The following is a 21345-nucleotide window of genomic DNA, read 5'->3' as shown; positions in this document are numbered from 1 at the left end:
GTTGCCGACGTGGCGTAGCGGGAAAGAAAGCGTCACCATCAGACTTTCACCTTCGGCAGGATATTTTTCAGGGTCAGCGAAGCCAGCGCTTCTTTCGCATAGCGCGCCTGCGGTGCCGCCGCCGCCTCGAAGATGGTGCCGTAGCGTCCGGCGCTGAAGTCCGCCGCCTGCATCGCATGGAACAGCTTTTCCTTGTCGCTCCAGTCGGGCGATTCGGTTTCCACGTTGAGCCGCACGCTGTGGCCCGGATACACGATCCATGTATGGTCCGGATTGCTCGCATAGACGGCGGCAAGTTTTTCTTCCTCTGCATCGCTGAGCTTGATATTCCCCGATGCATCGGTCTTGCCCTGCGCCACCAGCTTGTCGTCGTCGATGAAATCCATGCCGTCGGGTTGCGCGCCATGGGCGATCTTCCACGGCGTGTGCGCCAGTGCATGGCCTTTCAGCCCCGGCGTATCGGCCAGGCGCAGCAAGAATTTCAAGGGCCGCAGCGCCAGCTCGGAGCGCGGCAGGCGCTGCAGCGGATAGCCGAGTCCTGCCGGCCCCAGAAAACTCTTCTTGCCCGCAAACACGGTGATCTTGCCCGGGCACTGGATCGTGATGTTGCCGCCCTCGATCGTGATGTTGGCGCCGCCCGCCGTCGACAGGCGGATGCTTTTCGCCGCCGCCCAGTCGACGTGCGCGTTGGCGCTGGCGACATTGACCTCTTCGCGCGCCTGGACCTTGATCTCGTCGGACTGGGCCTGCACCTCGATGGGCTGGCTGGCCGCCACCAGCTGGACGCCCAGCTCGCCCTCGCCCGGTTTGACGACACCGCCCAGCATGCCGATCGCCTGGCCCGTGTGCAGTCGCCATTGACCGCCGCTGGCGAACTGCGTATCGAGCCCGCTCATCAGTGTTGCCGTTTCGCCATTCGACAATTGCATATCCTGGCCGGCCACCACGCCCAGGCCAGCCTTGGCCGCCACCGCGATGATGGCGTCGCTGCTGTGCGGCAGCTTGTCGTCGGCTGGCGCCGTGGGCTTGCCGGCCGCGTCGCTCCTGGCGGCGTCCACGCTGTCGCGGCTCAGCATGCCCGAGGCACTGGTCAAGAATGCCGGCAACGGCGCGGCCTTGGCATCGAGCGCACTGCTGCCGGGCGCCGTCGCCCCCAAGTGCGCCGCATAGGCCACCCCCTGATGCGTGACGGCCGCCTCGCTGAAAGTCTCGCCCAGCTTGGCCGCCTGCTTGAGCAGCGCCATGCCGGGCGCATTGTCGCCGGCCGGGTCGCGCGCCCGCGCGACGTGGTTGACGAGGTAGCTGGAAATCAGGAGCCCGGCGCCCGCCCGCACCGCGCCATACGCATCGGTGCGCAGCTCGGCGCCGGCGCCGCGCAGGCTGCCCCGGTAATTGTCGGCCGCGTGGATCAGGTGGCCAAGAGTGAGTTCGCTGGCCGCATGGCTGCTTTTCAGCTGTACCCGGCCCTGGCTGTCGGTGTCGTCGAACAGCAGCTGGTTGTAGCCGGCCAGGCCGCCCGCCTTGCCGAATTCCTTGCTGCGGATGCCCCATTGCGCGCTGGCATTGCGGTGCGCCGCACTGGCTCCGGCGGCGCCATGCCACAGGGGACTGTTGCCGCCCGCCACATTGCCCTGGCCCGCTACCGCGTGATCGTGTGCCGGCTGGAACACGCCGGCGTCGCCCGACTCGCCGCCAACACCGCCCGGGGTCGGCTTGGTACCGCCCTCGCCCTGGCCGTTGTACAGCGCGCCGACGATGACGGGACGGTCGATATCGTTTTCCAGGAATTGCACCAGCACTTCCTGGCCGATGCGCGGCAGGAACTGGCTGCCCATGCCGCCGCCAGCCGCGCGCTGCGCCACCCGCACCCAGCAGGTCGCGCCTGTTTCCTGTTGCCAGTGAAAGCGGATGCGCACCCGGCCCAGCCTGTCGCAATAAATCTCATCGGCGCCGCTGGCCGCGTCCTGGCCATCGGCGCCCACGACGATGGCGCTCTGGCTGCCGCAGGCGGTCGGTTTCGGATGCTGGCGCAATCCGTTTTCACCGAGCACCGGGCGCCACGGCGTGGCGGCGGGAATCGCTTCCAGATGATTGGCATAGCCGCTGGCCACCGCTTGGGCGATCACCTGCTCGAAGTGTTCGATGTGGCGCGGTCCGAGGTTCAGCGTGCCCAGGCTTTCCTGCAGCAGTTCCGGAATCGGGCCGAACAATTCAGCCAAACCTTGCCTGGCCGGTGCCGGCAAGTTGTTGACGCCCACGCTGCAGACGCGCAGCACCGTATAAGCCGGGGCCGGCGCATCGCCGCCCGCCCCCTGCAGCGGCCCCTGTGTCAGCCTGAACCGCGTACCGGCGCGCAAGGTGCGCACCGTCGAGCGCGCAACGCAACGTTCGCTGCGCGCTTCGAGCGCCTGCATCCGCAACAGCGCGTAGCGGCTGGCCTGGGCAGCGTCGGCATAGTAATACTGGCCAGGCGTATCGTAGCTTTCCAGCAATGGCGCATGCTGGCCGCCCACCGCCGTCCGGGTCGGCACGCCGGCCGCGACCGCCTGCTTGGCCTTGTAGTCATAACTGAGCACGGTCGCCAGCGCCGTGTTCAGCGAACGCGCCGTGCTGAACGCCTGCAGCGTATCGCCCTGCTCGCCGGCGCGCGCGCCATGAAAGCGGATGCCGCCGCCGGCCGCGCTGGAAGCATCTTCCGGCACCGCGCTGTCGGCGCTGCTGTCGGCAAACAGCACCAGGCAATGGCCGCCTTCCTGCTCCTCGAAGCGCCATGCCAGTCCTTCTTCGGTCAGCAGGCGGCCGACGAAATCGAGGTCCGATTCGCGGTACTGGCAGCAATAGCTGCGCACCGAGGCGCCATCCATGAACGGACGCGTGTCATCGCTCCAGCGCCACCTCGCCGCGGGAGCATAGGACTGGAATACGGACTCGACGATCTCGATCACGCTCTTGTCTTGCCAGACTCTGCTGTTACGCACCTGGCCCAACCGCCACAGCCACGGTGTCAGGCGCAGCCTGTAGCGCGCCAGGCCGCCGAAGCTGCCCAGCATGGCCGCCTCGCTGACATGGCCGCTGAAGCTGGCGCGGCTGCCATCAAACAGGCTCACTTGCAGCGTGGCCAGCTTGCCCAGCATAGGCGCCAGCGCCAGCTGGGCGCTGGTCGACAGCACGATGACATCGCGCGCGCCTTGTGTCTGCAATTGTTCGTCACCGGCGAACGCTTCCACCAGCAAGGGGCCCGCATCCTGCGCGCCGTCGCCTTCCAGCGTGATCTCGTACAAGCGCATGATGCTGGAGAACGCGCCCAACGCGGCATCCACCTGCTCCAGCTGCGCTGCGCTCATCGCGCGCCTTTCGCCGCAGCCCTGGCCGCCTTGCATAACGGCTTGTCGGTGCGGCCGGCGCAGGTCCTCTGCCGGCAGCTATCGGCGGCCGCCGGTTTCAATTTGCTGCATTGCTGTAACTGGACTTGCAGGCTGGACGGCGCTTTTTTGGGCGGCGTGCCAGCCTGGGCATGCGATACGAGCGCGGCCAGAAGCGCCAGGTCGTTTTCCTGTTCCGGCGTGACGGCGGGCTTGGCCGGAGCAGCGGGCTTGAGCGGTTTGGCTGGCGGTTTTTTCTGCGGCGCGCGCGCCGGCTTGGACGCGCTCTTCTGCGGGCTTTCCAGCGCCTTGCTCAGCACATCCCTGGGGCCGGGCACGGACGCCGGCGCTGGGACTGGCAAGTCGGCGCCCAGCATTTCGCTCAAGCTCTGCCGTGGCAGCGCCTGCTGTTCCTCCTCCCGGATGCTGGCAGCGGCGGTGACGGGCGCGGCGGCCACGGCCGGTGTTTCCGGCGCTGGTGCCGTACTGCTCAACGCGGGTTCGGCCACCGCCGCCGCCTCGTGTTGCCCCAGCCAGGCGCCGGTGGCCAGCAGCAACAAAGCGCCGGCCAGCATGCCGCCCCAGATGGGCCACCGGCTGGCGCGCCTGCCTTCATGCGGCACGGGCGCAGGCCGCCTGCCACCTTCGAGATGGTTGAGGATACGGCTGCGGTCGGCCTCGGCCTGTTGCGCTGGCGTCAATAAGCTGGGCCGTGTCGATGGCCGTGGGCTGTCGTCATTGCTTTGCAAAATCTTAACTCCTGTCAATATTTGCAATACCTTACGACAATAAAAAAAAGCGTGACGCATGTTAGGAAATCAACAGTGCGCACCCGGCGCACAATTGAAACTAAGCGCCCGTAATTAGCAAGTTAGTAAGATATACTCACAGGCAATATTAGCGCAAACGCTGGCGCAGCCGCATTCCACTGCCCATGCATGGCGCCTTTTTCAAGCGGGGTGGACGTGTTTCTACTGGCGGTGGCACTCTATTTTTTACTGGCATGCCTGATCAGCTGGCTCGTGCTGTTTCCATCGGGCCGCGAACTGCTGCTGCGGGCGCTGGCGACGGCCGAACAAGGCATCGGGGCACGGCTCGATCGGCTTGCCCGGCGCAGGAACGCCGGCCTGGACACGCTGCGCCGTGGTGGCGCCAGCACCTTGCTCGGCAGCGCGGCGTTCGTGCGCCGCCATTACCTGCTGTTCCTGGGCGGTGCGGCGGTGATGTGTCTGCCACCGGCGATCGCCTTGCTGGCAGGCAGCAAGAGTGTATTGGGCGGCTACGAAGTGTCGACGCGCGAAATGAATACGCAAGTATCTGCCCTGCTGCAAGGCGAACAGCTGGTACCGCCGGTGGATCTGCCGCCGCTGGTGTTCGCCACCGAGGAAGTACAGCAAGTGCGGCCGATGCTGGTATCGGCCAGCCGCAACTGGACGCTGCTCAATGCCGAGTACGCACAAAGGCTGCTGCTGGTGTTCAAGATCATGAAGGAAAAACATGGCTACGACATGGCCATCCTGGAAGGTTACCGCAGTCCGGAACGGCAAAACATGCTGGCCGGCATGGGCAGCAATGTCACCAATGCGGCCGCGTTCCAGAGCTGGCATCAGTATGGCCTGGCGGCCGATTGCGCCTTTTTGCGCGACGGCAAGCTGGTGATCTCGGAAAAAGATCCATGGGCCATGCGCGGCTATCAGCTGTATGGCGAAGTGGCCGAATCGGTCGGCATGACCTGGGGCGGCCGCTGGAAAATGATGGATTTCGGCCACACGGAACTGCGCGTGCCTGGTGTGATGAAAAAACAACGATGACTTAAGGAGCACATATGGCTGGTCCTGTAATCAGATTGGGTGACAAGACATCGCATGGCGGCAGCGTGCTGGAGGCCTCGGCGGTGACGGACAGCGGCGGCATCGGCATCGCGCGCGTGGGCGACAAGGTCTCGTGTCCACGGCCAGGCCATGGCACCTGCCCCATCGTCAGCGGCGACGCCAGCTGGATCGTCGATGGCAAGCCGGTGGCCCGCCAGGGCGACAAGACCAGCTGTGGCGCGGTGCTGATCGCCAGCCAGCAAGCCACCACGGATCAGCTATGACGTCCGGCCGCCACTGCAAGGGAGCGCGCTGATGCGCGCGTGGCTGCGGCGCAGCCTGCTGATATTGGCCGTGTTCGCCTTGTGCTGGGGCGGCGCGATCTGGTACTGGCGCACCAGCACGCGCATGCCGTCGACGGGCGACCTGGCCGGTAGCATGCTGGCGTTGCCGCTGGCGCTGCTTATCAGTTGGTGGCTGGGCAAGAAACTGCTGGCCAGGCTGACGGCGCCGGCGGCGGCATCTCCCGCGCTGGCTGACGCCGCCGGGGCCGACGCCGGGGCGCCCGGCAATGAACCTGCGCCGCGCGCGCCGCTGCACCTGACCGCCGCCGCGCTGCGCATGCCGGGCGGCGCCTCGGCGCCGGAACTGGCGGCCGCGCTGCAAGACAAGCAGCAGCGCCCCGAACTCGACCCGGAACTGACCGACGCGCAAGGCTACCCGGTGATGAGCGCCCGCGTGGCCGACGTCGATGAACATGAGCAGAAGGCACTGCTGGACGACTGGCTGCGGACCCGTCCAGCCGATACGGCGCAGGGTGCAACAGCGCATTTCGATGCCGAACACTTGCGCGCACTGGCGCTGGGCGCCGGCGTATTGACCGAACTGATGCAGGAAGCGGCGATGCACACGGAACTCGACGACTACAAGGCGGCGCAACCGCGATCGCGCGCCGCGCTGGCGCTGCCGACCCTGCAACTGCATCTGCTGTTACCACCCGATTGGGAGCAGCCGCAGCGCGACACAGGCGCCGCCTGGCTGCAAGCACAGGCGGAACAGCAAGGCTGGCCTGCCGACAAGCTCGGCGTGCACTTGGCCGGCGACAGCGGGCCGCTGGCGCTGATCGAACAGCTGGCCGCGCAGGCTGCCTTGCAAGAGTTGCCTTGCCTGGCCATCGTGCTGGCCTGCGGTTCGCATATCGGCGAGCTGACCGTGCATGACTGGACCTCGCGCGGCCTGCTGTTCAATGCGGGCCAGCCGGGCGGGCAAATTCCCGGCGAAGGCGCGGCCGGCCTCTTGCTGGCCGACGCGGCCCAGGCGGCGGCGCTGCAGGTGGACACGCCGGTACTGCTGCACCATACCAGCATGGCCGTACGTGGCCAGTCGGCGGACAGCCGCGGCCACGGCGATGCCACCTTGCTGACCGAGCTGGGCGGCAAGGCGATGTCGGCGGCGTCTGTCGCCCCGGCCGCGATTACGCGGCTATACGCCGATGCCGACCAGCGCTCGAGCCGCATGATCGAACTGATGAACAATGCCGGCACGCTGCTGCCCGATATCGATCTCAGCAACGACGTACTGAGCGTGGCGGCGGCCTGCGGCCAAAGTGGCCAGGTGGCCACCTTGGCGGCGCTGGTGCTGGCGCGGCACGAGGCGGCCGACAATGCCAGCCAGGTGCTATGCCTGAGCAACCTCGACGCTTTCCGCCGGGCCGCCGTGGTGGTGGGGGCGCCTACCCTTGCCCCTGAAGCCCTCGCAGCGACATGACCCCTCCCTCCACCATGCCTATCAACCTCTCGCCCCTCATACTATGATGCAACGATTCTGGCATTCCATTACTACCCGTTTCAGCCTGTTCGCCATCGGCTTCGTGGCGCTGGCCGCACTGCTGGCCAGTTGCGCCATCATCTTCGAATGGCCGCTGGTATGGATCGTGCCGCCGCTGGCGCTGGTCCTGCTGATCGCCAGCGCGGTATGGTGGCTGCAGCGCAGGCGCCGCCAGCGCGATGCCGCACGGTTCGGCGGCATGCTGGAACAGCAGACGGCTGGCGCGGCGCCCAAGGCGGGCCCTACCCAGCGCGAGGAAACCGAAACCATCCGCAAGCGCATGCTCGAAGCGATCGGTACCATCAAGACGTCCAAGCTGGGCCAGCTGTCAGGTGACGCGGCCCTGTATGAGCTGCCCTGGTATATGGTCATCGGCAACCCGGCGGCCGGCAAGAGCACGGCGATCGCCAATTCCGGCCTGCAGTTTCCTTTTGCCGACAGCAAGATCGTGCAAGGCATCGGCGGCACCCGCAATTGCGACTGGTTCTTCACCACCGATGGAATCCTGCTCGACACGGCGGGCCGCTATTCCGTCAACGACGAAGACCGCGCCGAATGGTTCGGCTTCCTGGCGCTGCTGAAAAAACACCGCAAGCGCGCGCCGATCAACGGCATCATCATCGCCGTCAGCATTGCCGAACTGACTGGCAGCCGGCCCGAGTTCGCCATCAATCTGGCCAAGAACCTGCGCCAGCGGGTGCAAGAACTGACGGAAAAGCTGGAAGTGCACGCGCCCGTCTACGTGGTGTTCACCAAGGCCGACCTGATTACCGGTTTCAACGAATTCTTCCAGGACACCGAACGGGGCGAACGCGACCGGGTATGGGGCGCCACCCTGCCCTACAGCCAGACCAGTTCCAAACAGGACGTACTGGAGCAGTTCGACCAGCGTTTCGACGAACTGTATGACGGCCTGAAAGAGCTGAGCCTGGCCAGCATGGCGCTGCAGCAGCAGGAACGCATGCCGCCGGGCGTGTTCACCTTCCCGCTCGAGTTCAGCGCGATCAAGGGTTCGCTGCGCGCCTTCATCGCCACCCTGTTCGAGGAAAACCCGTTCCAGTTCAAGCCCGTCATGCGCGGCTTCTATTTCACCAGCGCGTTGCAGGAAGGCATGTCGGTATCGGCCTCGTCGGAACGCGTGGCGCAGCGCTTCGATTTGAAATTGCAGCCGCAGCAACAGAACGCGGTGCAGGACCAGCACGGCTATTTCCTGCTCAATCTGTTTCGCAAGGTGATCTTCGCCGACAGGGAGCTGGTCGCCCAGTACGCCAGTCCAGCCAAGACCCGCCTGCGCTACGCCACTTTCTTTGCCGCCACCGCGCTGGTGGGCCTGGCGCTGGCCGGCTGGAGCTGGTCCTACATGGCCAACCGCCAGTTGGTGGCCAACGTGCAGGCCGACCTGGACCAGGCGATCAAGGTGCAGGACAAGCGGCTCGACCTGCAATCGCGTTTCGAAGCGCTGGAAATCATGCAGGACCGGATCGAACAGCTCGATGCCTACCGCAACAGCCGGCCCATCTCGCTGGGCCTGGGCCTGTATCAGGGGGAACTGCTGGAACGCAAACTGCGCGAAGAGTATTTCTCGGGTGTGCGTGAAGTGATGCTGACCCCGGTCGCGCAATCGCTGGAAGCCTTCCTGGCCGAGGTCAATGCCGGCGCCAGCCGCTTGCAGCCGATGGCCAGCACGCCGCAGTCGGGCGCGGTGTCGGCCGGCGCGGCCGCTACCCTGCCCGCGCCAGCCGGCACCCTGGCCGCACCGGCGGCCGCCACGCCGACGCCAGCCCTGGCAAGCGCCCCTGCCGCCGCACCGCCAGCCACGGCGGCCGCCGTCAACCTCGGCGCACAGCAGTTCAAGGACGCCTCGCCGGCCAATGTGGAAGACGCCTATAACGCCCTGAAAACCTATCTGATGCTGAGCGACAAGTCGCGCGCCGAAGCGAGCCACCTGAATGACCAGCTGACCCGTTTCTGGCGGGTCTGGCTCGACAGCAACCGCGGCAGCATGCCGCGCGAACAGATGATACGCAGCGCCGAACGCATGATTTCGTTCTACCTCACCCAGATCAACGACCCGTCCTGGCCGCAGGTCGACAGCAAGCTGGCGCTGGTCGACCAGTCGCGCGACAGCCTGCGCCGCGTGGTGCGGGGCATGCCGGCCCGCGAGCGCGTGTACGCCGACGTCAAGGCGCGCGCCGCCACGCGCTTCGCCTCGATGACGGTGGCCCGCATTGTCGGCGAGCAGGACAAGGAACTGGTGCTGGGGAGCTACGCCATTCCCGGCACGTTTACACGCGACGCCTGGGAACAATTCATCCAGCAAGCCTTCCAGGAAGCGGCCAACCGCGAACTGCAAAGCGCCGACTGGGTGCTGAAAACGGCGTCGAAGGACGACCTGACCCTCGAAGGCAGCCCGGAGCAGATCCAGAAAGCGCTGGTCGAACTGTATAAAACGGACTACGCCAAGGAATGGCAGAAATTCATCCAGGGCGTCAGCATCCGCGAGTTGAACGGCTTCGACAACGCGGCGGCGGCCATGAACCGGCTCGGCGATCCGCAAACCTCGCCGATCAACAAGCTGATCGAAACGGTGTACAAGGAAACCTCGTGGGACAACCCCTCGCTGCTGGGCCAGGGCTTGCAGCGGGCCCAGCGCGGCATGATGGGCTGGTTCAAGGAAACCATCCTGCGCCAGAAACCGTCCGGCATCAACGTCAACATCGGCAGCGGCGCGCCCGCCGCCGGCGCCTTGCCGATGGGGCCGGTGGGCCGCGAGTTTTCCGGTGTGGCCCGCCTGGTGGTGACCAAGGACAAAGACGCTTCGCTGATGCGCGGCTACATGGACGCGCTGTCGAAGCTGCGCGCCCGCTTCAACCAGATCAAGAACCAGGGCGATACGGGCCCCGGCGCCAAACAGTTCATGCAGCAGACGCTGGACGGCACCGGTTCGGAACTGGCCGATGCGCTCAAATACGTGGATGAACAGATGCTGACCGGCATGACCGATGCGCAAAAGCAGGCCATCCGGCCGCTGCTGGTACGCCCGCTGATGCAGACGTTCGCCGTCATCATCAAGCCGACCGAGACGGAAATCAACAAGGTCTGGCTGGCGCAGGTGCTCGAACCGTTCCAGAAAACCCTGGCGCCCAAGTATCCGTTTGCGCCCGCTTCGGGTAGCGAGGCCAGCAATGCCGACATCGGCCAGGTGTTCGGGCCGGAAGGCAGCATCGCCAAGTTCTTCAATACCACCATCGGCCCGCTGGTGGTGCGCCGTGGCGATTCGCTCAGCGCCAAGACCTGGGCCAACATGGGCATCGGCCTGGCACCGTCCGTGGTGGCCAGCTTCCCCGGCTGGATCGCTCCACTCAGCGCCAACGGCGTGGCCACGGCGGCCGGCGCCGGCGAAGCGCAAACCCGTTTCGACCTGCAGGCGCTGGCCGCCACCGGCGCCACCGAGTACACGATCGAGATCGACGGCCAGGCGCTGCGCTGGCGCGGCCAGCCGCAGCCGTGGATCCATATGGTCTGGCCGAATCCGCAAGGCACGCCCGGCGCGCGCATCAGCGCCATCACGCCGGAAGGCCGCACGGTCGTGTTGCTCAACGAGCCTGGCCATTTCGGCCTGAAGAAAATGATCGATTCGGCCAAGCGCAAGCGCAAGGATGGCGGCGTATTCGAACTGAGCTGGGAAAACAGCGGCGTGAGCGTGGCGGCCAACCTGAAGATCGTCGCCACTCCGGCGCCGGTTGCGGCACCGGCCACCGCCTCGGGCGCCGCGGGCTTCCGCGGCCTGAAGCTGCCGGAAATCGTGGCCCAGAGCGTTCCGGCCGTCAACACTCCCGCGCCGGCAGGCACCACCGCGGCCAATGCCGCCGTCGCGCCATGAACCGCACCACCGCCACCCCGATCGGCTATTTCGGCAAGCTGCCCAGCCGCGGCGACTTCGTCAAGGCCAGCGACAACCCGGCCCTGCTGAAGATCCTCGACGACTGGCTGGCGCAGGCGATGGACCTGCTCAGCGCCGACGCACGCTGGAAGCTGACCTACGATGCGCTGCCGCCCATGCATTTCGCCTTTATCGGCCCGCGCCGTGGGCGCGCCATCGCCGGCCATATCGCCGCCAGCAGCGATGCCTCGTCGCGCCGTTTTCCCTTCCTGATGATGAGCACCATGGAAGTGGACCAGCCGGCCGCGTTTGTCGCCAACAGTCCGCTGGTGCTGTCGCGCCTGTGGAACCGTTTCGAGGCGCTCAGCAACGACATGCGCGGCCCCGATGCGGGCAACGCGCTGCACGCGGCCAGCCATGCCAGCATCGACCTCGACCTGCGCGCCGCCGCCTATGAAGCCACCTTCAATGACTTCCTCGACATGCAGACCGTGGGCGAACTCGACGCGCTGCTGGCGCCCACCGGTTTCACGGGCACGGTGCGGCAGGTGCTGCTGGCGCTGGGCCTGCTGCTGCAGCCGGTGATGGCCAGCAGTTCCAGCCGGCTGGAGAAAAGCCTCGAATTGCCGCTGCCGGCCGACCCGCTGTACCGCAACATGGTGGCGGCGTTCTGGATGCACCTGATCACGCCGTTCCTGGCGCGCGCCGACTTCGAGCTGGCGCTGTTCATCACCCGGCTGCGCGGCCGCCAGACGCTGGTGCTGGGATTTTCCGGCGCGTCGGCGCAAACCCTGCATGTGCTGATGAACCCGCAAGCGGCACTCGATCACCATATCGCGTTCGACGACCTGGACTGGGTCGAGGAACAGGTCGGCAGCGACTATGCGATCAAGAAAGTGTCGACCTATCTGGCGCAAGCCAACCTCTCGCTCAAATTGGCGCACGATTCCTTGCGCGCCGCCTTTATCGGAACCTGACCATGCGCCTATCCCGTATCGTTCTCCTCCTCGGCATGGCGCTGGCCGCCATGTCCGCTTCGGCGCAAGCGCCCACAGCGATACCCACGGCCGCCACGCCGCAGCCAGGCCAGGTGCTGGCCTCCGGTACCGTGCCCGACGAAGCGAGCAAGGCGGCCGTGCTGGTGCGCCTGCGCGAGCTGTACGGCACCGACAAGGTGGTCGACCAGATCGCCGTCGGCCAGGTGGTGCTGCCCGCCAACTGGAACGCGTATGTGCAAAAGCTGCTGTCGCCCAACCTCAAGCAGATCAGCCGCGGCCAGCTGAAAATCGACGGCAGCGTCGTCAGCGTGCGCGGCGAAGTGGCGAACGAGGCGCAGCGGCAAAAAATCGCCAGCGATATCGCCACCAGCCTCAATCCCACCTACACCGTCAACAATGGCCTGCGCGTGTCGGCCAGCGAGCAAGGCGTGCTCGACACAACCCTGGCCAACCGCACGATCGAGTTTGAAAGCGGCAAGGCCACCTTGACGCCGTCGGGCCGCGCCATCCTCGATGAAATGGCGGCAGCCATGCAAAAGCTGGCCGGCCGCAAGGTCGAGATCATCGGCCATACCGACAACCAGGGCTTGCGCGCCAGTAACCAGAGCCTGAGCCAGGCGCGGGCCGAGGCCGTCAAATTCTACCTGGCATCGAAAGGCATCCACAGCGACCTGCTGACGGCATCGGGCCAGGGCTCCGACCGGCCGATCGCCAGCAACGACACGGCGGACGGGCGCGCCCGCAACCGGCGCATTGAATTTCGCATGGCGCAATAACCATCCATCAGAGGACCACATGTTTTCAGCCGAACAGTTATTACTTCCGATCAGCAATGAACAACCGGCAGGCGTGGACCTGGCGTTTTCGCCCGAACTCGACGCGATCACGTTGGCGCGCAAGTTCGACGACCCCACGCTCGACCAGGGCGAATGGGTTGCCGACCTGAAGGAGGCCGACTGGGACTTCGTCGTGCGCAGCTGCGCCGGCCTGCTTGCCGGCAGCAGCAAGGATCTGCGCCTGGCCGTCTGGCTGACGGAAGCGGGCACCAAGCGCCACCACCTGCGCGGCATGGCCGAAGGCTTGCTGGTGCTGGCGGGGCTGTGCGAAAAATTCTGGGACCGGGGTCTGTTCCCCGAAGCCGAGGACGGCGACCAGGAGCAGCGCATCGGCAACCTGAGCTGGATACTCTCGCGCATCCCCGCGCTGCTGCGCGAAGTGCCCATCACGGGCGGCCCAGGCGGCGCTTTTTCCACCATCGATTTCGAGACTGCGCGACGCCAGGCCGCCCCGGGGGATTCCGCCAGGCAGCATGAGGGCGTCAAGTTGTCCGACATGGAAGCGGCACGGCGCAACAACTCGGCCGCCTTTTGCGCCAGTTTCGCCGTCGACGCGCAAGATTGCCTGGAAGCGCTGCGCAAGCTTGAAAGAGTCGTCGACGCCCGCCTGGGCAACGACAGCCCAGCCTTTTCCACGGCACGCGAAGCCGTCGAAGCGATGCTGCGCGTAATGCCCTCCAGTGCCAGCGTGGCGCCCGCCGCGCCCGCCGCTGCGGCGGATGGCGGTGTGGCCATGGCTGAAAGCGCGATGGCGCCGGCCGTGCCAGCGATCCCAGCCGGACCGCCAGGCACCATCACCACGCGTGCACAGGCGATCGAGCAACTACGCGCCGTGGCGCAATTCTTCCGCCGCAGCGAACCGCACAGCCCCGTCTCCTATTTTGCCGACAAGGCCGCCAATGCGGCCGACCAGGATTTGCACAGCTGGCTGCGTTCGGTGGTCAAGGATGCCGGTTCGCTGGCGCATATTGAAGAGCTGCTGGGTGTGCAACCGCCCGGCAATGGCTAATATCCATGCCTCTGGCGGTGCCTTTGCCGCCGCCAGAGGCGGCTGTACCTGACTCCGTCTTATTTCGTTTTTTCCCGGTCTTGCTCGATCCAGCGCTTTTTCAGCTGCTCCAGCAACTCGGCCTCTGCATTCGCGTACTTCAAAATGACTTTTTTTTCTGCCTCATAATAAAGCCGGGCTTCCTGGCTGGCTTGCTGCATGGCATTTTTCGCGGTTTTGACTGCGTGCTTCAATTTCTTTTCCGCCTCCACCCCGGCATCGTGCACGTCGTGACCGGTGCGGGTGGCGCCATCGACGATCATCCGGCTCGTTTCCCTGTACGTTTCCACCGCCTGCCGTTCCAGCCGCTTTTCGGCCTCGGACACCGCCCGCGCGGTGGCGGCGATCTTTCTGCGCGCCACCCGGTAGGTGCTGACGGTGTAGCCATACAGTTTCTGGAAGTAGGTCACGGCCGCATCGCCCGCTGCCTTGACAGCCTTCAGCGATTCATTGGCGATATTCGACATGTTCGAATAATCATCGCTTTGCACGAAAACGTGGCGGAAGCGGCCATAGCCGCCGGTCAGCCATACCGGCTCGTGCTTGCCCAAGATGCGAAAGCCGGCGCGGGAATCGTGTACATAATCTTCAAACAGCGTGACGCAGCCAGCCGGCGGCTGCGCGCCTTCCGTCATGATTTTCAAAAACCGCTCTTCCCAGTCGCTTAACGGGTCTTTTCCTTCTTCGACAAACAGCATGCCAGCCGGGCTGACGCGATGCAAGACCGTCTTGGCGCGTTCATTGAGCCATCCCGACAAGGTCGCGTTGGCATTCTTTCGTTCGCGCCAGGAGCGCAGATATACCCCCAGATCGCTATCGGCCTCCAGCAAGTCTTTCTGGCCCGGCTTATCCGACTCCTTGAAAAAGCGCTTGGTCTTCAATTTCGCTGTTCCCTGCGCGTGCAACATGCCGCGCCAGCGCAGATATTGTTTTGTATGCGCCTCGGTAAAGGTCTTCACGTCTGCGCCCTTGATGCCGTTATGCGTCAGCCAGTTGTTGTAGGAGGCGATCAGTCTTGGGTCGGTGGAAAAAGACTTTCGAACAGCAACACGCTGTTTTTCGTTCATTTCTTTGATCGTCAATAACGGCACTCCCGCTTTGAGGGCGGCGAAATGCATGTCGATCAACGGTATCTGCGACAAGTGAGGTGAGGGCCCCCAGGCCGGCATGGATCGGCCCTGCTCTCCCGGGTAATAACCGCCGCCCACATCGGAATGCATGCCGGGATATCCTACATTACCCCGTCCAGTTGCCGATTCCAACGGAAAACTCGCGCGCTGTTCATGCAGAGCAATAAAGTGGGCACATTCTTCGACTACTGGATGGATACTCTGCGTTCCATCTCCCCAAGCCATATGACCAAAGGTGACTGGTGTCACATCACCCACACCTACTGCCGCAACGGTATCAAAAATTCCCAGGAAACCTATCCGAATGGGTACGCCGGCAAGCTCAAATGCGCCATTTTCCCGTTCAAATATCTGATGCAGCCAATGTGCACTGGCACGCGCTTCGGCCGCGCCACGGGAAAAACCGAAAATGGAAACATTAATTTGCTTTACCTTGCGCTGATGGGTTTTTACGACCTTTGCAAGACGCTCTTCCAGAGCGGTCAACATTGCCCAGCGCCGCACGCCCTCTTTACCCAGCAGCATCTGAGAACTCATCAAGTTAACCAGCACCCGCTGTGTGTCGGACTCAATTAAGTTGAAGCCGGTCAAGTATGAATGCACTGCATTGAACAGCGAGGTAATGCCCCAGTTTATTCTATCGGCGCCCATATAGCCAAATCCACCGCCAGCATTATCGGTAAGGGCTGAAATAGTGTCACCAATAGCAGCAAACGGAGTTCCTACACCTGGCATATAGACACTAAAATATCCATTTCTCTCTTGCTCAAGATGCGCATCCCACAACTTGGCAACGTTGCTGTGCTTGTTCCGTTGCCGCTGTGTAAGATTTTTCGGATTGACAACGGGATCAACCTGCCTCCATGCAGCATTATTTCCGCTCCCATCATAAAACAGCCCGATATAAACTTGCCCTTGGCATTCAGTTTTGTGAGGTGATCTAACACATGCCATGGCTTTTGCACGTTGTGACGATTCTTTTGCCGTGAGCCTGCGACGCCCATCCAAGGGGGCTTTACGTCCAGTATAAATAATAGACATTATATAAGCTCCATGAACAATTTTTTTGGAATTACTCCCATATAATCTCCAATGGCACACCTGGCTCAAGCTCTGCCTCCTTGCCTGAGAGTGGATACTTTCTGTGCCCTAATGCATATTTAGTTACAAATACCTTATAATTTCCATTGTGCAGAAAATGTACTATAAATCTTCCAGCATCGCTTGAGACATACTTAGGCACTGGGACGGTTTTTTCCACACTAATTTCTTTTCCATTTTTTATGGTACTCATGCGGATTGTTGCCGTCATTCCCGGCTGCCATACTGCTGGAATTGCAAGACAACAAGTGTATCCGCCGCCACCGGAACCCGCATCGAGATAACCGACCTCCACTTCCGACCCTGTCGACAAGGTCACTAAGTAACCCCCAATCCCATGTTCGGTATGATTATATCCACTTACATTGACTGGTAACATCATCTTTCCCTTGCCACAAGCCATATTTGAAAACAAAAGAAACCCACATAAAAGGACACAATAAAATCGTTTTCCCAATAAATTCATCATAACCTCTCAAGAATAAAAATAATTCATCGCAAATAACATTCATATCAGAAAAATTATTCCCAAATTATCTCAAGCGGCTCGCCTTGCTGCAATTCAGCTTCTTTTCCATAAAGAGGATATTTTCGATGTCCCAGCAGGTATCTGGTCACAAATACCTTATAACTTCCATTGTGCAGAAAATGTACAATGAACATCCCAGCATCGCCAGCAGTGTACTTTGGCACCGGAACACTTTCTTCCACATGAATTTCTTTGCCATTTTCTATTGAACTCATGATGATATTTGCAGTCATTCCCGGACGCCATATTGTCGGCAGGGAAAGGCAGCAAGTCATCCCTCCTCCACCTTTTCCAGGAGCAAGGAATCCGGCTTCCACCCTTGACCCATTTGATAGCGTCACGACATATCCACCGATTCCATTCTCGGTATGATTGTAGGCGCTCAAATTGACTGTCAAGTCCATTTTTTCCTTGCCACATGCCGTATTTGAAAATGCCATAAAAATACATAAAAATACATTGATTAAATTTCTTGGAAATAGCCTTTTTATCATCTGAGTTCCTGAAATTCATTGACCAAATACATCCCGAGATTGAAATGAAAATTACATCAACCTTAGATGTAACTTATCCCTTGGGTTCATACGCCTCCCACAGCGGCGGCCCCGCTTCCCAAACGGTTTTCGGCAAGGCTTGCAGCGCGTCGTAAAAGGCGTCCAGCGATGCGGGTGGGTTTTTCATGAATTCAACAAACAAGGGCTGTTCCATTGCCTTGCCAGAGGTATACAGCGCCAGCAAGACATATTGCGTTTGCCGGTCGAGGTCATCGATCCCGGCATCGAGCGCGCGCTGCTGGTATTTCGCGACAAAGGCGTTCAGGACGCGCGGCGGCGTGTCATTGGTTTCATCGGTGATCACGCGCCGCAAATGGCTGACCAAGTTGGCGGTGTCGGCCGGTTTCAGCTTGGCGTGCTTGACGGCGCTTGACGCCTGCGGCGCGGCTTTTACCGCTGTCTGCGCTGCGACGTTGCCGCTGGCAATCACCAAGGCCAAACTCAGGCACAGTGCCAGCGCCGGGAGCCGGTCAAGCTTCAAGTTGAATGCCCCACAAGGGCGGACCGGCTTCCCATACGTCGTCGGACAAGGCTTGCATGGCTTCATAGAAACTTTCGATAGAGGTGGGTGGGTCTTGCATGAGGGCGATGAAATCGGGGTGTTCGATGCCGGCGCCGGAGGTGTACAGGGCCAGCAGCAGGTATTGCGTCTGGCGGTCCAGGTCGTCGATGCCGGCGGCCAGGGCGCGCTGCTGGTAGCGGGCAACGAATTCGTACAGCAGCCGGGGCGGGGTATCGTTGGTTTCGTCCGTGATCACCCGCCGTAAATGACTGATCAGCGTATCGGCGTCACCGGCATCGACCAGCATGCCGTATTGCGCATCGTCCAGGTGGATGAGCGGCGAGCCCATCAGCGCAACGTCCGGCGCAGCACCGGCGGTGTCGACATCGAGCAGGACGGCAACGTCACCAAAACGGTTGATGTACTGCAAGCTCAACAACCCAGCTACAAACTGCTCGCGCTGTAGCGGCTCCAGGCAGGCCAGCCAGACGGGCAGGATGCGCGTGTCGTACCAGCGCAGCATCATCTGCTGCTCGTCGCTCAGGCCGACGGCGTGAAACTGGCGCAAATGGCGCGCCAGTTCGGGCAAGGGCCACGGACTTTCCATCCAGCTCAGGCAAGGCGCGCCGTAACCGAGCTTTTCGGCCCAGTCGCAGACTTTCTCCAGCATGGCGGGCGCAAGGCCGGACAGCGATATCAGCAGCGGCGCGATCTCGGGCAGGCTCGCTTCATGGGTTTCCTCGAACAGCGAGGCATACGGCACTTTCCAGCGCTGCAGCGTCAGGTGACTGTTTTCGGCCTGCGCACTGTCGAGCAGCAAATAAGGCAGGCGTTGCCGCCCAAGACTGGCCCGGACCCAGCCGTGCAATGCCGAAACGCTGCCGGGCGTCACCGCAGTACTCCCGCTGCACCCTGTTGCATGGCGCTCAAAATGCAGCTTTTACACGTGCTCGATGGCAGCGGCGGCATCACATACGGCGCGCGCGTGGGGCCGATAAAACTCTTCTTGCCTGCAAATACGGTGATCTTGCCCGGACACTGGATCGTGATGTTGCCGCCTTCGATCGTGATGTTGGCACCGCCCGCCGTCGACAAACGGATGCTTTTCAGCGCTGCCCAGTCGACATGCGCGTTGGCGCTGATGACGTTGACCTCGTCGCGCGCCTGGAGCCGCAAGGTGTCGCCTTGCGCCTGCACGTCGATGGTGCCCTGGGCGGCGATCAGCTGCACCCCGGCATCACCCTCCCCGGCCTTCATCGCGCCGCCCAGCATGCCGATGGCCTGGCCCGTGTGCAATCGCCACTGGCCACCGCTGCTCCATTGCGTGTCCTGTCCGCTCATCAGGATGACGCTTTCACCATTGGCCAGCTGCAGGTCTTGGCCGGCGATCAGCCCCAGATCGGCCCGGGCGGCAATCGCGATCAGCGAGTCCTTGGTGTGCGGCAGTTGTTCGTGCATGCCCGCCACGCTGGCCTGCATGGCTTTCAGGGGCGCCGCCTGCTCGTCAAGTTCGCTGGCATTGGCGGCGCTGGCGCCGACATGGCTGGCGTAGGCCACCGTTTGATGCGTTTGTGCGGCCTGGCTGAAGGTGTCGCCCAGCAGTACAGCCTGCTTCAACAATGCCATGCCACCGGCATTGTCGCCGGCCGGCTCGCGTTGCGCGGCCTCGTGCCTGAGCACATAGCTGCTCACCAGCAAGCCCGCCTTGGCCCGCACCGCGCCATACGCATCGGTGCGCAATTCGGCGCCCGCGCCGCGCAGGCTGCCCCGGTAATTGTCGGCGCCGTGGATCAAGTGGCCAAGAGTGAGTTCGCTGGCCGCATGGCTGCTTTTCAGCTGTACCCGGCCCTGGCTGTCCGTGTCGTCGAACAACAGCTGGTTGTAGCCCGCCGCTCCTCCCGCCTTGCCGAACTCCTTGCTGCGGATGCCCCATTGCGCGCCGGCATTGCGGTGCGCCGCACTGGCTCCGGCGGCGCCATGCCACAAGGGACTGTTGCCGCCCGCCAGATTGCCCTGGCCCGCCACAGCGTGATCGTGTGCGGGCTGGAACACGCCGGCGTCGCCAGGCTCGCCGCCAACACCGCCCGGGGTCGGTTTGCTTCCGCCCTCGCCCTGGCCGTTGTACAGCGCGCCGACGATGACGGGCCGGTCGATATCGTTTTCCAAAAATTGCACCAGCACTTCCTGGCCGATGCGCGGCAGGAACTGGCTGCCCATGCCGCCGCCGGCCGCGCGCTGCGCCACGCGCACCCAGCAGGTCGCAGCCGTTTCCTGTTGCCAGTGAAAGCGGATGCGCACCCGGCCCAGCTTGTCGCAATAGATTTCATCGGCGCCGCTGGCCGCGTCCTGGCCATCGGCTCCCACGACGATGGCGCTCTGACTGCCCAGGGCCGTCGGCGTGGCGTGCTGGCGCGCATCGTTGCCATCCTGCAGCGGACGCCACGGCGTGCTTGCGCTGATCATCTCGATGCAGTTGGCGTAACCGCTGGCTTGTGCCTGCGCGATCGCGGCGGCGACATCGGGAAAACCGTCGCCCCACTGCGCCACGGTTTCCTCCAGCAATTCCGGTATCGGGCCGAACAGTTCCGCCAATCCCTCCAGTGCCGGCGCCGGCAGGTTGTTGACGCCGATGCTGGCCACGCGCAGCACGACATATTCGGACGCGGCGCCATCGGCGGGCGGCAATGGCCCCTGCGTCAGGGTAAAGCGCGTGCCGGCGCGCAGGGTGCGCACGGTCGAGCTCGCTTGCCACAGCTGGGCGCGCGCTTCATGCGCCTGCATCTGCAACTGCGCGTAGCGCTGCGCCTGGGCGGCGCTGGCGTACCAGTACTGACCCGGCGTATCGTAGCTTTCCAGCATAGGCGCATTCTTGCCGCCGAGCGCCGTGTTGGTCGGCACGCTGGCGGCCACGGCCTTTTTCGCCTTGTAGTCATAGCTGAGTACGCTGCTCAGGCCCACCTGCAGGCTGCGCCGCGCGCTCAAGGCCTGCACGCTGTCGCCCGGCTCGCCGACGCGGGCGCCATGAAAGCGCAAGCCGCCGCCTTGCGCACTGCTAGCGTCCTCGGGCGTGGCGCACACCTGGCTGCTGTCGGCAAAGACGATCATGGCCTGACCGTCAAACCGCCAGGCCAGCCCTTCTTCCGTCAGCAGGCGCCGCACGAAATCGTAGTCCGATTCGCGGTACTGGCAGCAATAGCTGCGCTCGCCCGCTTCCTGCATGAATGACGCCACCTCGTCGCTCCAGCGCCACAGCGCGTATGGCGCATACGCCTGCAAGACCTCGTCGACGATGGCCGTCACGCTGCGGTCTTGCCAGACGCGGCTGTTGCGCGCCTGGGTCAGCAACCACAGCCATGGGGTGATGCGCAGCCGGTAGCGCGCCAGGCCGCCATTGCTGCCCAGCGTGGCGGCGGCGCTGATATAGCCGGAAAATGGGGTGCGCGTGCCGTCCGCCAGGCTGACGTGCAGACTGGCCGGCTGGCCCAGCAGGGACGCCAGCGCCACATGGGCGCTGGTGGACAAGGCGATGATGTCGCGCGCGCCGACCTCCTGCAGCCGCTCGTCGGCGGCAAAGGCTTCGACCAGCAAGCCGCTGTCCGCGTCCTCGCCGTAGGTCAACTCGTACAGCCGCGTGGCGCTCGTGAAAGCAGCCAGCGCGTCAGCAATCTTGTCGGTCGAGGTGGATGACATGCGCTTCCCGTCAGTCGTTTACCAAATTTTGCATATTTAACAATTATTGTAGCGAGGAATTTATATCACCGGAG

At 63.3% G+C, this 21345-nt stretch carries 15 protein-coding genes; 7 read left to right on the top strand and 8 right to left on the bottom strand.

What is annotated here, in order from left to right:
* Positions 1 to 38: 38 nt before the first annotated feature.
* Together OPV09_RS13575 and OPV09_RS13570 are read right to left on the bottom strand one after the other, a co-directional pair.
* On the bottom strand, positions 39 to 3344 hold the full coding sequence (locus OPV09_RS13575) for a type VI secretion system Vgr family protein (RefSeq protein ID WP_338682115.1): 3306 nt from the start codon (positions 3342 to 3344) through the stop codon (positions 39 to 41).
* Positions 3341 to 4111: a hypothetical protein gene (locus OPV09_RS13570; protein WP_338682113.1), complete on the bottom strand. Its 771-nt coding sequence runs from the start codon at positions 4109 to 4111 to the stop codon at positions 3341 to 3343. The genes OPV09_RS13575 and OPV09_RS13570 overlap by 4 nt, the downstream gene beginning before the upstream one ends.
* Before the next feature lie 216 nt (positions 4112 to 4327).
* On the opposite strand from OPV09_RS13570, the gene OPV09_RS13565 reads away from it, so the two are divergent.
* Genes OPV09_RS13565 through tssA form a run of 7 tightly spaced genes read left to right on the top strand, consistent with a single transcriptional unit; the run spans position 4328 to position 13726 of the window.
* Complete coding sequence (locus tag OPV09_RS13565) at positions 4328 to 5173, top strand: M15 family metallopeptidase (protein WP_072454193.1); 846 nt, start codon at positions 4328 to 4330, stop codon at positions 5171 to 5173.
* A gap of 14 nt (positions 5174 to 5187) precedes the next feature.
* Entirely contained in the window at positions 5188 to 5457 is a 270-nt protein-coding gene (locus tag OPV09_RS13560; protein ID WP_034754859.1) for a PAAR domain-containing protein, read from the top strand.
* 31 nt (positions 5458 to 5488) lie between these two features.
* Positions 5489 to 6940: a hypothetical protein gene (locus tag OPV09_RS13555; RefSeq protein ID WP_338682109.1), complete on the top strand. Its 1452-nt coding sequence runs from the start codon at positions 5489 to 5491 to the stop codon at positions 6938 to 6940.
* A 46-nt stretch (positions 6941 to 6986) separates the two neighbouring features.
* Entirely contained in the window at positions 6987 to 10883 is a 3897-nt protein-coding gene (gene tssM, locus OPV09_RS13550; protein ID WP_338682299.1) for a type VI secretion system membrane subunit TssM, read from the top strand.
* Entirely contained in the window at positions 10880 to 11860 is a 981-nt protein-coding gene (gene tagF, locus OPV09_RS13545; protein ID WP_338682107.1) for a type VI secretion system-associated protein TagF, read from the top strand. Before tssM ends, tagF begins: the two co-directional genes overlap by 4 nt.
* A 2-nt stretch (positions 11861 to 11862) precedes the next feature.
* Entirely contained in the window at positions 11863 to 12657 is a 795-nt protein-coding gene (locus OPV09_RS13540) for an OmpA family protein (RefSeq protein WP_338682105.1), read from the top strand.
* A 19-nt stretch (positions 12658 to 12676) separates the two neighbouring features.
* Entirely contained in the window at positions 12677 to 13726 is a 1050-nt protein-coding gene (gene tssA / locus OPV09_RS13535) for a type VI secretion system protein TssA (RefSeq protein ID WP_338682103.1), read from the top strand.
* Between the two features lie 59 nt (positions 13727 to 13785).
* Here tssA and OPV09_RS13530 read toward each other — a convergent pair whose 3' ends face one another.
* The 6 genes from OPV09_RS13530 to OPV09_RS13505 form a co-directional block, all read right to left on the bottom strand.
* Positions 13786 to 15936, bottom strand: a complete 2151-nt coding sequence (locus tag OPV09_RS13530; protein ID WP_338682101.1) for a phospholipase effector Tle1 domain-containing protein — start codon at positions 15934 to 15936, stop codon at positions 13786 to 13788.
* Between the two features lie 31 nt (positions 15937 to 15967).
* Positions 15968 to 16465 carry a DUF3304 domain-containing protein gene (locus OPV09_RS13525; RefSeq protein ID WP_139143539.1) on the bottom strand — a complete coding sequence of 166 codons (498 nt, stop codon included), beginning with the start codon at positions 16463 to 16465 and terminating at the stop codon, positions 15968 to 15970.
* A gap of 53 nt (positions 16466 to 16518) precedes the next feature.
* Positions 16519 to 17019, bottom strand: a complete 501-nt coding sequence (locus OPV09_RS13520; protein ID WP_319993071.1) for a DUF3304 domain-containing protein — start codon at positions 17017 to 17019, stop codon at positions 16519 to 16521.
* A gap of 73 nt (positions 17020 to 17092) precedes the next feature.
* Positions 17093 to 17512, bottom strand: coding sequence for a hypothetical protein (locus OPV09_RS13515; protein ID WP_331778742.1), 420 nt, complete (start codon positions 17510 to 17512; stop codon positions 17093 to 17095).
* 37 nt (positions 17513 to 17549) lie between these two features.
* Positions 17550 to 18473 (bottom strand): DUF4123 domain-containing protein, encoded by a 924-nt coding sequence (locus OPV09_RS13510; protein WP_219330390.1) that lies wholly within the window; start codon positions 18471 to 18473, stop codon positions 17550 to 17552.
* Complete coding sequence (locus OPV09_RS13505; RefSeq protein ID WP_338682095.1) at positions 18470 to 21271, bottom strand: type VI secretion system Vgr family protein; 2802 nt, start codon at positions 21269 to 21271, stop codon at positions 18470 to 18472. The genes OPV09_RS13510 and OPV09_RS13505 overlap by 4 nt, the downstream gene beginning before the upstream one ends.
* Positions 21272 to 21345 lie beyond the last annotated feature (74 nt).

Origin of the sequence: Janthinobacterium sp. TB1-E2 (genome assembly GCF_036885605.1) — a bacterium.
Classification (GTDB): domain Bacteria; phylum Pseudomonadota; class Gammaproteobacteria; order Burkholderiales; family Burkholderiaceae_D; genus Janthinobacterium; species Janthinobacterium aestuarii.
The sequence above is the reverse complement of the archived record's forward strand: the minus strand, read 5'-3'. Positions and strand labels throughout refer to the sequence as shown.